This is a genomic window from Oceanobacillus alkalisoli (assembly GCF_021556485.1).
In the GTDB taxonomy this organism is placed as follows: Bacteria; Bacillota; Bacilli; order Bacillales; family Amphibacillaceae; genus Oceanobacillus; species Oceanobacillus alkalisoli.
On the sequence record NZ_JAKGBW010000004.1, the window covers coordinates 183,094 to 196,269 of the forward strand.

General features: G+C 43.7%; 13 protein-coding genes. All 13 read right to left on the reverse strand.

Annotation, left to right across the window (positions count from 1 at the left end; genetic code table 11):
• Positions 1-200: 200 nt before the first annotated feature.
• Positions 201-1,535, reverse strand: coding sequence for a UDP-N-acetylglucosamine 1-carboxyvinyltransferase (gene murA, locus LZD48_RS06110; RefSeq protein WP_235761856.1), 1,335 nt, complete (start codon positions 1,533-1,535; stop codon positions 201-203).
• Positions 1,536-1,571: 36 nt separating this feature from the next.
• Entirely contained in the window at positions 1,572-2,291 is a 720-nt protein-coding gene (locus LZD48_RS06115) for a YwmB family TATA-box binding protein (protein ID WP_235761857.1), read from the reverse strand.
• Between the two features lie 181 nt (positions 2,292-2,472).
• Positions 2,473-2,703 (reverse strand): DUF1146 family protein, encoded by a 231-nt coding sequence (locus LZD48_RS06120; RefSeq protein WP_235761858.1) that lies wholly within the window; start codon positions 2,701-2,703, stop codon positions 2,473-2,475.
• 174 nt (positions 2,704-2,877) lie between these two features.
• Positions 2,878-3,276 (reverse strand): F0F1 ATP synthase subunit epsilon, encoded by a 399-nt coding sequence (locus tag LZD48_RS06125; RefSeq protein ID WP_235761928.1) that lies wholly within the window; start codon positions 3,274-3,276, stop codon positions 2,878-2,880.
• Between the two features lie 69 nt (positions 3,277-3,345).
• Positions 3,346-4,749, reverse strand: a complete 1,404-nt coding sequence (gene atpD, locus LZD48_RS06130) for a F0F1 ATP synthase subunit beta (RefSeq protein ID WP_235761859.1) — start codon at positions 4,747-4,749, stop codon at positions 3,346-3,348.
• Between the two features lie 218 nt (positions 4,750-4,967).
• Entirely contained in the window at positions 4,968-5,828 is an 861-nt protein-coding gene (gene atpG / locus LZD48_RS06135) for an ATP synthase F1 subunit gamma (protein WP_235761860.1), read from the reverse strand.
• Between the two features lie 295 nt (positions 5,829-6,123).
• Positions 6,124-7,635 carry a F0F1 ATP synthase subunit alpha gene (gene atpA, locus LZD48_RS06140; protein ID WP_235761861.1) on the reverse strand — a complete coding sequence of 504 codons (1,512 nt, stop codon included), beginning with the start codon at positions 7,633-7,635 and terminating at the stop codon, positions 6,124-6,126.
• Between the two features lie 18 nt (positions 7,636-7,653).
• The gene (locus LZD48_RS06145) at positions 7,654-8,199 is read right to left on the reverse strand and encodes a F0F1 ATP synthase subunit delta (RefSeq protein WP_235761862.1); all 546 of its coding nucleotides are present in this window, start codon (positions 8,197-8,199) and stop codon (positions 7,654-7,656) included.
• On the reverse strand, positions 8,196-8,723 hold the full coding sequence (gene atpF / locus LZD48_RS06150; RefSeq protein ID WP_235761863.1) for a F0F1 ATP synthase subunit B: 528 nt from the start codon (positions 8,721-8,723) through the stop codon (positions 8,196-8,198). Before atpF ends, LZD48_RS06145 begins: the two co-directional genes overlap by 4 nt.
• A 94-nt stretch (positions 8,724-8,817) precedes the next feature.
• Positions 8,818-9,024, reverse strand: a complete 207-nt coding sequence (atpE, locus tag LZD48_RS06155) for a F0F1 ATP synthase subunit C (protein WP_235761864.1) — start codon at positions 9,022-9,024, stop codon at positions 8,818-8,820.
• A gap of 44 nt (positions 9,025-9,068) precedes the next feature.
• On the reverse strand, positions 9,069-9,791 hold the full coding sequence (gene atpB / locus LZD48_RS06160; RefSeq protein ID WP_235761865.1) for a F0F1 ATP synthase subunit A: 723 nt from the start codon (positions 9,789-9,791) through the stop codon (positions 9,069-9,071).
• Between the two features lie 139 nt (positions 9,792-9,930).
• Positions 9,931-10,314, reverse strand: a complete 384-nt coding sequence (locus LZD48_RS06165; protein WP_235761866.1) for an ATP synthase subunit I — start codon at positions 10,312-10,314, stop codon at positions 9,931-9,933.
• Between the two features lie 540 nt (positions 10,315-10,854).
• On the reverse strand, positions 10,855-13,002 hold the full coding sequence (locus tag LZD48_RS06170) for a S8 family serine peptidase (protein ID WP_235761867.1): 2,148 nt from the start codon (positions 13,000-13,002) through the stop codon (positions 10,855-10,857).
• Positions 13,003-13,176 lie beyond the last annotated feature (174 nt).

A 13,176-nucleotide genomic window follows, 5' to 3' on the forward strand; every position in this document is an offset into this window, starting at 1 on the left:
TTCTTCTGCACAGCCTAGTATTGCAATCTACTATTATATTTATACGAAAAAACGAGAAATAGACCTGTGAAATTGCAGTTTATTAAGAAATTCGTGTGATATCCAAGTCGGAGAAAATACAAATAACCCCTACCAGATATTTTTTTCTGAAATAGGGGTGTTTTATTTTGTACCCGGGCTGGAATGACCGGGGAATTTATTTATGATAACTTTGCAACTGTTTCTTCGTTTAATTCATTTATTTCTGTAGTTGTTTCAATCACATTGTCGAACTCATCAACACGCACAATATCTGCACCTAATGCAGCAAGCTTTCCAACAAGATTCACGTATCCGCGGTCAAGATGCTTTAGTTGTGTAACGCGGGTATGTCCTTCTGCTACAAGGCCTGCTAAAATAAGCGCAGCAGCAGCGCGCAGATCAGTTGCTGCGACCTCTGCGCCTTGAAGGTCATTTAAGCCCTCAATGATCACACTACGCCCTTCTATTTTGATTTTGGCGTTCATTCTCCTGAACTCTTCCACATGCATAAAACGATTCTCAAAAACCGTTTCTGTCAGCACACTTGTGCCATTTGCTTTCAACATGAGAGCCATCATCTGGGATTGCATGTCGGTTGGGAAACCTGGGTATGGCAGTGTTTTGACGTCGGTTGATTTAAAGTATTCCGGTCCGATAACACGGAGGCCGGTCCCTTCTTCTTCAATCGATACACCCATTTCTTCCATCTTTGAAATAACGGAACGAAGATGCTCACTCTCCACATTTTCCACTAAAACATTTCCGCCTGTAATTGCAGCTGCAGCCATGAAGGTGCCTGCTTCGACACGGTCGGGAATGATTGTGTGGCTTGTGCCGTGAAGCTTTTCCACCCCGTGAATACGAATCGTTTCTGTTCCTGCTCCAACGATATCAGCACCCATTTTATTCAGATAGTTAGCTAAGTCAACGATTTCAGGTTCTTTCGCTGCATTTTCGATAATCGTCGTTCCCTCTGCAAGGGATGCTGCCATCATGATATTCTCTGTTGCACCGACACTCGGCATATCGAGATAAATTTTTGCACCTTGAAGACGACCATCCGCTTTTGCTTCAACGAAACCATTGCCGACGTGAATGTCTGCTCCCATAGCTTCAAAGCCTTTCAGATGAAGGTCGATTGGACGAGATCCGATTGCACAGCCGCCGGGCATCGCGACGTTAGCATGGCCGTATCGGGCAAGTAATGGTCCCAAGACAAGCACAGATGCGCGCATTTTACGTACATATTCAAATGGGGCCTCTGTTCGTAATTCCTTGGAAGCATCAATTTCTACGGTATTTGTATTTGCATTAAATTCTACATCTGCATTTAAATTCTTTAGTACTTCATTGATGGTATAGACATCAGCTAAAACAGGGACGTCTGTTATGACACTCTTGCCTTCGCTGGCAATTAAGCTCGCAGCCAAAACCGGCAGTACGGCATTCTTGGCACCTTCTATTTTTACTGTGCCGCGTAGTTGCTGTCCACCTCTTACGATGATTTTTTCCATATTTATAAATCTCCTTCAAATCCTTATTTCTAGATATTAGTATTCAGTAATTAGGATAGGTGTTCCTATCATGTAAACTAGCTCTCCCGAATCCTTTTCGGCTGTAGCAATTTGCAAGTTGTAAGGTATACCTTCGACAATAAACTTATCATTCCATAATGGTGTATACCCGTATATCATCTTTTTAAGCTTGGACATTTCGAATGAATCATACTGTTCTTCTCTATGTACCAACTGGAGAGATTCTGAAAAAAGTTCAATAATCGCTCTACTCTCTATTGTATCACCTTCTACTACTTCGATACAAGTAAATGATTTGACATTTTTGTAGAACAGTTTATTCAGAAGATTTTCACGTGCTTGGTCATATTCCTTTTGAACAGACTCATTCCATGTGTCCCCTTTTAGGACAGCGATCAATTCAATTTGTCTTGGATTATCCTTCGTTATAACCATTCGTTTTTCAACTGTAATTTGTGCCGGTTTTTCAGCACTCACAAAGTTAAATTTTATACTATTTTCATCTTCTGTTCTAGATACGAAATGACTATTTCGGTTATTATTCACAATTCGTTCGAAATTAGTTGTGTGAATCGTTTCTTTTAATGTCACTTCCCAGCCTGTTAGCGGTAATTCATTTGTGGATGTAATATTAGTTAGGGTATGTAGTGGGTCTATTTGTGTGTTTGCAGGAGTTGATCCTGTCAGTGTTATAAATGTTGCGATTAGAAAAGATAAAAGAATATGTTGCATCATAATTGCCCCTCTCCATTTGATTAATTCCAGTATGGACAAGTGTCGGGGATTTATTCATAGATTGATAGAATTGGAGAAAATCCGAGCAATTCATTCCCAAAGATTGGCAACAGATTTGTTCGGATTTAATCCACTTAGGCGTAACTTTACGCTATGCTAATTCAGCTGATAGCGCTAATAGTTAAAACAGGTAGAGCAAATCCTGTGACCATTGTAAGATGTCGAGGACGAATCTGCTGACACCTGTTCCAATCACGATAGCGAGGAAGAGCAAGAAAATCCTGCCTTCTTGCGGATGACCTTTTCGGATGATTGGGTCGAAATTTAACTTGAGCATGACTCGCCATGCGAGCCAAATGAAAAACAGGTGCGAAACCATTCCAATTAGCGCAAACTGTCCAATTGAAAACATAAAAAGCCCTCCCAAAAGGAATATTATTGTCGATATTTCCCGGGAAATGATATCCGGAAACCGGGACAGGGGGTCAGAGCGATTGTCCCACCCCTGAGTGGGACAGACGCTCTGAGCCCCTGTCCCAATGAAAAAATCTCTTATAACATGTGGTGTCATAAGAGATTTTGTTTTTTATTTTCCGCCTACGTCAAGGCGATTCATTGCGCGTTTGAGTGCTAATTCAGCTCTCCGGAAGTCGGTATCGTCTTGTTTCGCTTGTAAGCGACGTTCTGCCCGTTCTTTCGCCTCTTTTGCGCGGGCGACATCAATGTCGCTTGCTTTTTCGGCAGTTTGCGCTAAGATAGTTACTTTATCAGGTCGTACTTCCATGAAACCGCCACTTACTGCCACTTTATAAGTTTCGTCATTTTTCTTTAAACGAGCGACACCTATCGCTAATGGAGCTACTAAAGGAATATGATTTGGCAGAATACCTAATTCCCCATCTTCCGTCATACAGACGATCATTTCATAATCCTCTTCCAGAACTGTACCACTAGGAGTTACAACACTCACATTTAGTGTTTTCAGGATAAACCCCTCCTAATATTGGTAAGAAGCAAGCAGGAAAATCTCATCCTTACTCACTTCTTCCATTTTTTATTGTGATTGTTTTGCTTTTTCCACAACTTCTTCAATGCTTCCTACCAGACGGAATGCATCCTCTGGAAGATCGTCATATTTACCTTCAAGAATTTCTTTGAACCCTTTTACCGTTTCGCTTACTGGCACGTAAGAACCTGGCTGACCAGTGAACTGCTCGGCAACGTGGAAGTTTTGTGATAAGAAGAACTGGATACGTCGTGCACGAGCAACCGTCAATTTGTCCTCTTCACTCAACTCATCCATCCCAAGGATTGCGATGATATCTTGTAGTTCACGATATTTCTGAAGTGTTTGTTGTACTTCTGTCGCTACTTGGTAGTGCTCTTCCCCTACGATTTCCGGGTCAAGGGCACGGGATGTGGATGCTAATGGATCCACTGCCGGGTAGATACCTTGCTCGGAAAGCTTACGGTCAAGGTTCGTTGTCGCGTCAAGGTGTGCGAATGTCGTTGCCGGAGCCGGGTCCGTGTAGTCATCCGCAGGTACGTAAATCGCTTGGATCGATGTTACGGAACCTTTTTGCGTTGATGTAATTCGTTCTTGTAACTGTCCCATTTCTGTTGCAAGTGTCGGCTGGTAACCTACCGCTGAAGGCATACGGCCTAGTAGCGCAGAAACCTCGGAACCTGCTTGTGTGAAACGGAAGATGTTATCAATGAACAGTAAAACGTTCTGGCCTTGTTCATCACGGAAATATTCAGCCATCGTTAGACCCGTCAAGGCAACACGCATACGTGCCCCAGGTGGTTCGTTCATTTGACCGAATACCATTGCTGTTTTCGCAATAACTCCAGAGTCTTTCATTTCAAAGTAAAGGTCATTACCTTCACGTGTACGCTCTCCAACTCCAGCAAATACCGAAATACCGCCGTGCTCTTGAGCGATGTTGTTGATTAGTTCCTGAATCAGTACGGTTTTACCTACACCGGCACCACCGAACAATCCAATTTTACCACCTTTAATATAAGGAGCAAGCAAGTCAACAACTTTAATTCCTGTCTCAAGGATTTCTGTTTCTGTTGACAGCTCTTCAAATTCAGGTGCATTACGGTGAATCGGGTCTAAACGAACGTCTGAAGCGAGTGGTTCGTCCAGGTCAATGTTCTCACCTAATACGTTAAATACTCTTCCTAATGTAACATCTCCGACTGGTACAGAGATTGGTCTGCCTAAGTCTGTAGCAGGCGCACCGCGTTGTACGCCATCCGTAGATGACATTGCAATCGTACGGACACTGTTGTCACCAAGGTGAAGTGCAACTTCCAATGTAAGCTTGCTTTCCGCTCCATTTACGTTGATATCTACTTCAAGGGCGTTGTAAATATCAGGAAGCTGTCCGTCTTCGAACTTTACGTCGACAACAGGACCCATTACTTGTGTAACATGTCCCTTACTCATGGATTTCCCTCCTAACAAAATTCTCGAACTTAGAAAACTATAAAATAAAATGCTGTGAATAACTTAAATTTCCAGCGATAGCCACGTCCTGAGGCAACATCGAACTACCTCCCGTCCTGGAAGGCACAGTTTGTACGTTGCTGCGACTACTGAATGTGCTAGTACAGGCGTTGCGAAGACGATCGCGTACTTAGCCTATAAGGACGCTTCCGCCTTTGTTATTCAAGTGCAGCTGCTCCACCAACAATTTCAGTGATTTCTTGTGTAATTGCTGCTTGACGTGCACGGTTATATGCGAGTGATAGGTCGTCGATCAATTCATTCGCATTATCAGTCGCACTCTTCATCGCAGTCATACTTGCCGCATGCTCACTCGCTTTTGCGTCTAATAATGCACCGAAAATCAGACTTTCTGCGTATTGTGGGAGCAATACATCTAAAATTTTCTGTTCATTTGGTTCATATTCGTATTCGCTGTTTGCATTTCCATGCTCCGCGATATCTTCTATCGGTAGTAACTGCTTCTGTGTAACAACCTGTGAAATTGCACTGACATAATGGTTATGGAAAATGATTAATTCATCAATTTCCCCATCTGTATACATTTGCACGGTTTCAGAGGCCAGTTCTCTAATTTCAGCGTATTCCGGTTGATCTGCAACACCGAGAATACTTTTGGCAATTGGTAAATTACGTCTTCTACAAAACTCAAAGCCTTTTGATCCCATGACGATGAGGGTATATTCCGATGGGTCGTTATGACGCTCTTCAATCGTCTTCATGAGGTCCCGTAACACGTGACTGTTATACGCTCCGACAAGACCTTTGTCTGATGTAATGATCAAATAACCAGTCTTGTTTACGTTGCGTTTTGTCAGCATTGGGTGCGAGACATCCGTGTGGCTGTTGGCAATACTGCCGACAACTTGCTGAATCTTGTCGCTATAAGGGCCAAAACCTTTCGCGTTACGTTCTGCTTTCCCCATTTTAGAAGCAGATACCATTTCCATCGCAGCGGTAATTTGCTTTGTCTTTTTTGTAGAGTCAATTCGTGCTTTCAAATCTCTTAGTGATGCCAAGCTATTTCACCACCCTTTCGCAGTGATATGGAGAGGGCCGGCACATACATTCACCGGACCCCGGATTATATTTTCAATCAGTTGCTTACGCTAGTTCGACTAGCTTCGGTGACCAGGGACTTCCCGAACTTCCTGGGCTTCCGGTCGATAAAGTAGACTTGCCGATTGGCTAAGACATGAGGCCGAGCCGCACTTATACCCAAGTAGTGAAAAGTCAACATCGACTCCCGCTGGTCTGCGTGTTTCCCTTATCTTCCTTCATCCCAGTCCAGTCCGTGAATCCCTAAACGGTCACCTACGCTTTTGATGGCAAGAATGTATTCTTGAATGCTGCCACTGCACCATCCATCTTCTCTGCATCTGGAAGTTGTCCGGTTGTACGGATTTCTTCTAGTAGTTCACTCTGGTTCGTAGCGAGCCAGATGTTCATTTCATCTTCAAAGCGGACAATATCCTCCACTGGAATATCATCGAGGAAACCTTTTGTAAGTGCATAGATAATCATTACTTGGTTTTCTACCGCAAGTGGCTTATGCAGCCCTTGTTTCAGCACTTCAACTGTACGTTCCCCACGACTCAGCTTGGCTTGTGTTGCCGCATCAAGGTCTGAACCAAACTGAGAGAAGGCCTCTAGCTCACGGAACGCGGCAAGGTCAAGACGCAGTGTACCTGCAACCTTCTTCATCGCTTTAATTTGCGCATCTCCACCTACACGGGATACAGATAGACCTGGGTTAATCGCCGGACGTACACCGGAGAAGAATAGGTCGGATTGTAAGAAGATTTGTCCGTCTGTAATGGAAATTACGTTTGTTGGAATATAGGCAGAAATATCTCCTGCTTGCGTTTCAACGAATGGCAGTGCAGTTAAAGAACCGCCACCTTGTGCATCACTCAATTTTGCTGCACGCTCAAGCAGACGGGAGTGGAGATAGAATACGTCTCCCGGGAATGCTTCACGTCCTGGCGGGCGGCGCAGTAGCAAGGAAAGTTCACGGTATGCTGTCGCTTGCTTCGATAAGTCATCATAAACAACGAGTACGTGCTTTCCGTTATACATGAATTCTTCACCCATTGCTACACCTGCATATGGTGCAAGGTAGAGGGATGGTGCCGGATCAGATGCACCAGCAGATACAACAATTGTATAGTCTAGTGCGCCGTAGCGGCGAAGGACTTCAACTGTAGAACGTACAGTGGATTCTTTTTGTCCGATTGCAACATAAATACAGATCATGTCTTGATCTTTTTGGTTAATAATCGTGTCGATTGCTACCGTTGTTTTCCCAGTCTGACGGTCACCGATGATTAACTCACGCTGTCCGCGTCCTACTGGTACAAGCGCGTCAATCGCTTTAATACCTGTCTGTAATGGTTCGAATACCGATTGACGGTCCATTACTCCTGGAGCAGCTGCTTCAATTGGACGTGTTTTTGTTGTATTGATTGGGCCCTGACCATCGATTGGCTGACCTAATGTGTTGACAACGCGTCCCAGTAGCTCCTCTCCAACTGGTACTTGCATGATTCTTCCTGTACGGCGAACTTCATCGCCTTCTTTAATGCCGATATATTCACCGAGGATAACGATACCTACGTTACTTTCCTCAAGGTTCTGTGCGAGCCCCATGACTCCATTTTCAAATTCGAGTAGTTCTCCAGCCATTGCATTCTCAAGGCCGTGTGCACGTGCAATCCCGTCCCCGATTTCAATAACTGTTCCAACATCTGAAACTTCGATATCCGTTTCAAAGTTTTCGATTTGCTGTTTTATCAGCTTACTAATCTCTTCTGCATTAATGCTCATACCATTTCACCCCTATCATCATTTGTTTGCTACTGCAATTTTCCGCTCAATCCGGCGTAATTTCCCACTGACTGAACCGTCATAAATCGTATTCCCGACACGAATTTTAATGCCGCCTACTAAGGACGGATCAATGATATTCTCAAATTCGAGGGTCGTTTTACCGATTCGTTCAGCAAAAGATATTTTCAAATTTTGCTTCTCATCAGCGGTCAGTTCGCGGACAGAATAGACAGTTGCAACTTCAATTCCTTTTGCTTCGTTCACTCGTTTAATGAACGCTTCAACAATGGAGGGAATAAGCAATGTACGATGGCGCTGTACGAGGAGTTTCACCGTATTAACGACATCTGTATGTAAGCCTTTGAAGCTTGCTGCTACAAGCTGTTCTTTTTGTTCCCCATTCACTCTTGGATGCAATAGGAATGCATTTAATTCTTCATTATTTTGAAAGACGTCACGGACGACTTCTACATCATCCATCAATTGGTCCAATATGGACTTTTCTAAAGCTAGTTGAAAAAGAGCATCTGCATAACGCTTGGCTACTACGATTTCACTCATCGCTCTTCTCCTACTTCTTTAATGTAGTCGTTAATGAATTCCGTCTGGTCTTGTTCATTGATTTCTTTTTCAATTACTTTACTTGCCACTAACACAGATAGGGAAGCAACCTGTGCTTGAAGCGCTTGAATTGCCTGCTCTTTTTCATTTTGGATATCCGCCTGCGCTTGTTCTTTAATACGCTCGGCTTCCGCGCGAGCAGATTCGATGATGTCCTGCTCTTGTCTTACACCGGCAGTTTTCGCATCTTCAATAATCTTCTGTGCTTCCTGTCTTACACTATTAAGCTGGTCGGTGGCGGCTTTTGCATCCTTTTCTGCTTCTGCGCGGCTTTTCTCTGCTGCATCGATCTCATTTGCAACATAATTCTCACGCTTTTCCATCATATTCATGAGGGGACCCCATGCGAATATTCTCAGCAGTACCATCAGGATTAAGAAGAAGATTAAGGTAACTAACATATCTCCAATTCGCAGTCCCCCGACCGATGCTCCTAGAGTCATAAAGTCAACATATGAATGCACTGATTTCACTCCTTTAACGGTATCTAACTCATCTTTTCACTACATAAAGGAATGGCGAAGATTCCAATATCCGATCCCCGCCATCATAAACTTATTAAAGAACCATGAATGCAATAACTACTGCCATAATCGGAATCGCTTCTACTACCCCAACCCCGATAAACATTGTTCCTTGTAGTGAACCTTTCAATTCTGGCTGTCTTGCAATACCTTCCAGTGCTTTACTAACGATCATCCCGTTACCTAGACCCGCACCTAATGCTGCTAGTCCAACTGCTATTGCTGCTGCTAAAGCTCCCATTTACAATTTCCTCCTTTTTATAGTAAACCTAAATTGTTTTTTATTTAATGGTCTTCGCTCACTTTATGAGACATGTATACCATTGATAACATGATAAATACGTATACCTGAATTGCTCCGATGAAGAGCTTGAAGCCCATCCAGGCAAGTGTTGGCAATGCTGCTAAAACGCCGCCTAAAACTGAAGTTGTTGCTAATCCAATAAGCAAACCTAACAAAATTTCTCCTGCATACATATTTCCAAATAGACGCAAGCCTAATGTTAACGTGTTTGCAAACTCCTCGACTATTTTAAGGGGCAACAGAATCGGCGTAGGACTTAAAAACGTCTTGAAATAATGCTTTGTCCCCCGCATCTTAATACCATAATAATGCGTCAAGACAATAACCATGGTTGATAATGTTAATGTGATGGTTGCGTCCGCAGTTGGTGCTTTCCACCATAGGTCTGTTCCAACGACACCAATTGTTACAATCCCTGCTATGTTACCAAACAAGATGAAGAATGCTAGTGTCAGAATCAGCGGCATGAAAACTTTCCCAGTTTTCCAATCCATCGTATCGCTAATTACACCTCTAACGAATTCGACAATCCATTCCATGAAATTCTGCTTTCCTGTTGGTTTCATTTGGAGACTGCGAGTTGCCCATACAACTACGATAAAGACTAGAATGGATACAACTGCAAGCATGAATACGTTGGCAAGGTTAAAGTCGAGCCAGGAGATTCCAAAAACATCTTCAACTATTGGAGCTGTATGATCCAAAATTATCACCCCTTTACATCGATGGTTTTCGAACATTTGACTGTCCTTTGAATGTGACAGTCAAGTTGCGATTGAGCGGATATTTTAAATACCCGCCTTAAAACCTACATATTACAGCTGCAGGTAGTATGTAGTGCAGTTATCTTGATTTTTTGTTAAATACAAAACGAAGCATTCCATCAAGACCGAGTATGACGTACGATAGCATCAAACCAATGACTACAGCAATAATATGAAAGTTTTCCTCATAGCGAATTGCGATAAGCACACCTAGTACTGCTGCCGCCATTCTTGAGAACGTTCCCAACCCACCACGTGCTTCACCTGATTCTGCCACACTATCACCGAGTTGTTTTGTCTTATGCTGGAGCAGCCATAAATTGTAAAAACTGATTGCCCCTCCTAACAGAAGTCCGTTAAAAACCCGTGTATAGGGAAGAAATCCAACTCCAAGCACTAAAAGTGCCAGTAAATAGAGCATCCATTTACGTTGGCGCGTTATCATACTTTCAAATTCATTCATTTGTATTCTACGCTCCTACTGTGAAACATGCGCAGGCAGGTAATGAACATTTCCCACTTGCGAGGCGCAGTTCTTCTACCCGATAGCAGAAGGTGATGTACCTCCAGTTGCCAGAAACTTGCAAGAATCAGCGACCTATACTTATGTACTTGTGAGTTTGTAAAAAGGGCAACAATATCGTTTTCCCTATCTGTATGTTTTTTAACAAATTCAGACAAATTTTTGAAAAATTAACGAATAATTATCGAAAAATGCCCATACTCACACTAAGTTAGTTTACCTTACTGTAACGGTCATTGTCAATTAATTTCTGCAATACGAGACATTCATTTTCCATCACGTTTCCAAGGCCTGCCATTTCGGAATAATCCTGCCACACTGCTTTTAATCCCCTATCATTATAAAGGAAATCCCGCACAACGAATATGACGTTTTTGTGAACATATTTTTAACATTCCAGATGTTCGGTTAATGAATAGGACGCTGGGGTCGGAGGCGTTGTCCGCGTGGGACATTGCCTGCGACCCCAGCGTCCCGTTTTCATTCGATATGAAGGGGAATTTCCGTTGTTTCGATTTCTTTGTCATTGTTGATGGCAGTGATGATGCCAAGATAGTTTCCTGGTGCTAATTTGTAGCTTGGAATCTCGCCTTCGTTCATTCCGACTGAGGGTTCTTTTAACTCCAGTAAATTCCCGCGGTACGTTAAAGTGTCCGGGTCATATAAATCAATCGACACGAGTTGCAGTTCTTCAGTCGTATAAAGGGTATAACTGTAAATGTCATCGCTGAACGGCTTCAGACTGAATTCAATTCCGGCTATTTTCGGCTGGTCGGCGGATTGGTTCACGAAAAGATATGGTAAATGATAGGTTTTATTTTCTGTTTGTTCCTTTAATGTAAGGAAATCTTCCTGAATCCCTTCTAGGAGCTTGGGGCTTGTAACCTTTAACGCGACTTTTATTTCCTCTGTTGCATGCGGCTCGATTTTAAAGGATAAAGGGAGTTTCCATTCCATGCCTTGCTTCCTTTTTGGAACATCAAATGTAAATTGCTGGGTTTCTGATGTGCGGTTTTCCAGTTGGATGGTGAATTGCTTTTCTTCCCGGCGATCCGTTATCTTCCCAGCTTCAAGCGTCCCATTTGAAATGATTGTTGGGGCTTCGATTGCTTGATGCGGTTGGATGACGCCATGTCCTTGGATAGAAGGTGCCTGAAATTCACCGGTTTCAGTTTGAAGTGGTGTTGCCGTCGTTTCCAAAGCATGATAAATTTTATCTACACTCCAGTCTGGATGGGCTTCTTTCAGTAGCGCAACGGCTCCTGCGACATACGGTGCTGCCATACTCGTTCCACTCAAATGCTCATAGCCTCCAGGCACGGTGCTGTTTATTGCAGCTCCAGGCGCCGCTACATTCGGCTTGATCTGCCAATTAACCGTTGCGGGCCCACGCGAGCTAAAAGGTGCGATTGTCGTATCTAGAGATTCATAAACGGTGTCGATATATGTCCCAGTATATTCCGTGAGCCATTCCCCGTCTTCTTGCGTGATTCCGGCAACTGGGATTTTTACTGCCCCGTCTTCATTATCCAAGCCTCCATGTAGTTCACCAGGCTCGTTATTATAGATTAAAACAGCTGCCGCTCCATTTTCCTGGGCCTTTAATGCAAGATCGCGAAAGGTTATCTCGCTCCGTTTGAACAGCGCAATTTTCCCGTTAAGATCTGTCCTATTTTCGTCTGCATTAATGAGCTTATAATCTTTTGCAAGCTCCCAGGCCGGGGCGCCCTGCATCGCGGTTAAGGAAATCTCCTGCTTTTCTTGTGCATGATAAAGATACGGCATCTCGGTAGGAGCTTGAACCGCTCCGACTGCTAAAGCATTTTTTGCCGTTGCCGGACTTCCGACAGTCCACGGTGCAGGCCCGCTGTTGCCATTTGCGATGATGACGGGGATACCGAGTTCTACTGCTTTATCAACGGCTAAGCTTGTCGGATAATCAGGACCGTTCACCTCATTTCCAAGGGAAAGATTGATTACATCCATCTCATCTTTTACCGCTTGTTCCAGAGCAGCAAGCACATGAACAGTCGAACCAAATCCACCCGGACCAAGTGCGCGGTAAGCATAGAGCGATGCGTCGGGGGCAATGCCTTGCAACTTGCCATTTGCCGCGATAATCCCCGCAACATGTGTCCCGTGACTCGTCGGCATCCCCTCTCCAGGCATCGTTTCCATCGGATCCTCATCCAAATCAAAGAGATCATAGCCACCTGCAAAATTATCTTTTAAATCGGGATGCGTGTAATCAATTCCAGTATCGATGACACCAACTTTGATATTTTTCCCTGTATGAGCATGAGCGGGCACTTCGCCTGCTTGCTGTGTTTGCGGTTGTCCTGACGAACGGACCGGCTCTGCTTTGTAAGTCTGCACGTCATGAATGCCAGTTATGAACTCAGCTGTGTGCAGACGCTCGAGTTGCTGCGGTTTTCCTTGTAAGGCAATCCCATTGAAAAGAGTCGAATAAGTCGCGACGACTTCAATAAATGGATGATATTTTTTGATATAGTCCGCGTGCACCTCTGCGTCTCCTTCCACTTCGATAATGACTGTTTCCAGTTCTTCTGCCTGGACAATGGGGAGAAAGAAGAAGCTTGCGATTAAGAAAAAAATAATCCCTCTCATGTTGGCCGCTCCTTTTATTATGATAGGGTTAGTTTTTAATAAAAGTGTAAATATATGTATGTTTTTTTGAGCTGGGAGACGGGAGTGGCGGTTATAAAAGACTGGGTACGGAAGAGGAAGCCGGGTTAAGGTGATAAGAATAATTGTCAACTACCGAGTGGAGTGGAAACGCTC

Excerpts from the sequence above, each read along its gene's own strand:
- atpE (WP_235761864.1), bottom strand. The coding sequence starts at position 9,024 with ATGGGAGCTTTAGCAGCAGCAATAGCAGTTGGACTAGCAGCATTAGGT.
- LZD48_RS06115 (WP_235761857.1), bottom strand. The coding sequence starts at position 2,291 with ATGATGCAACATATTCTTTTATCTTTTCTAATCGCAACATTTATAACA.
- LZD48_RS06120 (WP_235761858.1), bottom strand. The coding sequence starts at position 2,703 with ATGTTTTCAATTGGACAGTTTGCGCTAATTGGAATGGTTTCGCACCTG.
- atpD (WP_235761859.1), bottom strand. The coding sequence starts at position 4,749 with ATGAGTAAGGGACATGTTACACAAGTAATGGGTCCTGTTGTCGACGTA.
- LZD48_RS06165 (WP_235761866.1), bottom strand. The coding sequence starts at position 10,314 with ATGAATGAATTTGAAAGTATGATAACGCGCCAACGTAAATGGATGCTC.
- murA (WP_235761856.1), bottom strand. The coding sequence starts at position 1,535 with ATGGAAAAAATCATCGTAAGAGGTGGACAGCAACTACGCGGCACAGTA.
- LZD48_RS06170 (WP_235761867.1), bottom strand. The coding sequence starts at position 13,002 with ATGAGAGGGATTATTTTTTTCTTAATCGCAAGCTTCTTCTTTCTCCCC.
- atpA (WP_235761861.1), bottom strand. The coding sequence starts at position 7,635 with ATGAGCATTAATGCAGAAGAGATTAGTAAGCTGATAAAACAGCAAATC.
- LZD48_RS06145 (WP_235761862.1), bottom strand. The coding sequence starts at position 8,199 with ATGAGTGAAATCGTAGTAGCCAAGCGTTATGCAGATGCTCTTTTTCAA.